The 2029-nt window shown below is 70.9% G+C and carries 1 protein-coding gene; it reads left to right on the top strand.

The features are described 5' to 3' along the window. A partial coding sequence (locus AB0L56_RS31480; RefSeq protein WP_365429560.1) for a condensation domain-containing protein occupies positions 1-2029 on the top strand: 2029 nt, incomplete at both ends.

Genomic DNA, 2029 nt, shown 5'->3' with positions numbered 1-2029 from the left:
AGTATGTCGGCCGGGCGGATGATCAGGTGAAGGTGCGGGGCTACCGGATCGAGCTGGGCGAGGTGCAGTCCGCGCTCGCCGGGCATCCGCACATCGCCCAGGCCGCCGCCATCGTCCGCGAGGACCGTCCCGGTGACAAGCGGCTCGTCGGCTACGCCGTACCGGAGGCCGACGCGACTCTCGACGTGGTGGGTGTACGGGCGGCCCTGGCAGAGGAACTGCCGGAGTACATGGTCCCGGCCGCGGTCGTCGTCCTGGACGCGCTGCCCCTGACCGCGCACGGCAAGCTCGACCGCCGCGCACTGCCCATGCCCGAGTACGAGGTGAAGTCTCGTTCCAGGGCGCCACGTTCGCCGCGCGAGGAGATCCTGTGTGGTCTGTTCGCCGAAGTGCTCGGCGTGCCCGAGGTGGGCGTCGACGACAGCTTCTTCGACCGTGGCGGCCACTCGCTGCTGGCCACGCGACTGGCGAGCCGCATCCGTTCGGCACTCGGCGTCGAGTTGCCCGTGCGGCAGATCTTCAGCACCCCCACCGTCGCCGCCCTGGCCGCAGCGCTCGACACCGCGAACGAGGGCCGGACGGCGGTCACCCGGGCGACCGTACGCCCCGAGCGTCTGCCGCTGTCCTTCGCCCAGCGCGGACTGTGGTTCCTGCACCGGCTCGAGGGTCCGAGCCCGACGTACAACATGCCGGTGTCGCTGCGGCTGACCGGTGAGCTGGACCATGACGCGCTGCGTGCGGCGCTGGCCGATGTGGTGGTGCGGCACGAGTCGTTGCGCACGGTCTTCGGCGAGGACGCCGAGGGCCCCTACCAGCGCGTACTGGAGGCCGCGGAGGCCGTACCGGTGCTGGAGGTCGTCCGCACGGACGAGGCCGGACTGCCCGCCGCGCTGGAGAAGGCGGCCCAGTACGGCTTCGACCTCGGCGCCGAAATCCCCGTACGTGCGTGGCTGTTCGAACTGGGGCCGGAGCAGCATGTGCTGTTGGTGCTGGTGCACCACATCGCGGGCGACGGCTGGTCCATGCCCCTGTTCGCCCGGGACCTCACCGCGGCCTATACGTCCGCGACGACGGGTGCTCCCGCGCGGTCCGAACTGCCGGTTCAGTACGCGGACTTCACGCTGTGGCAGCGCGAGGTGCTGGGTTCCGACGAGGACCCCGACAGCCCGATCTCGCAGCAGCTGAACTACTGGAGGCAGGCGCTGGCCGGGCTCCCCGAGGAACTGGAGCTGCCCGTCGACCGGCCCCGGCCCGAAAACGCGTCCTTCGAGGGCGGATCGATCCCGTTCGAGATCACGCCGACCCTGCACACCCGTCTCGTGGAGCTGGCGCGCGAGTGCCAGGCGAGCCCCTTCATGGTCGTGCAGGCAGCGCTGGCGACCCTGCTGTCGCGGCTGGGCGCGGGCACGGACATCCCCCTGGGTACGCCGATCGCGGGCCGCACCGACGACGCGGTGGAGGACCTGGTCGGCTTCTTCATCAACACGCTGGTGCTGCGCACCGACCTCTCCGGCAACCCCACCTTCCGTGAACTGGTCGCGCGGGTCCGCGAGACGGACCTCGCGGCGTACGCCCACCAGGACGTGCCCTTCGAGCGGCTGGTGGAGGTCCTCAACCCGACGCGCCTCGCCGCCCGGCACCCGCTGTTCCAGGTGCGCTTCGTCTTCAACAACCTCGACCAGCAGGCCGCGGCCGACGCGGTCCGGAACCTGCCCGGCCTCACCGTCGAGCCCGAACCCGTCGACCTCGGCGCGGCCAAGTTCGACCTCCTCTTCCGCTTCTCCGAGCAGCGCGCGGCCGACGGCACCCCCGACGGCATGCGCGGCGCGCTGGAGTTCAGCACGGATCTGTTCGATGAGGTGACCGCGGAGGCGTTGGCGGGGCGGTTGGTGCGGGTGTTGGAGGCCGTGGCTGGTGATCCGGGTGTGCGGGTGGGTGGTGTGGAGGTGCTCTCGGATGCCGAGCGGGGTTTGGTGTTGGGGGAGTGGATCGACACCTCTCGTGATGTTCCGGTTGCTGGGTTGCCGCA

The organism is Streptomyces sp. NPDC052079 (assembly GCF_040680275.1).
Lineage (GTDB): Bacteria > Actinomycetota > Actinomycetes > Streptomycetales > Streptomycetaceae > Streptomyces.
The sequence above is the reverse complement of the archived record's forward strand: the minus strand, read 5'-3'. Positions and strand labels throughout refer to the sequence as shown.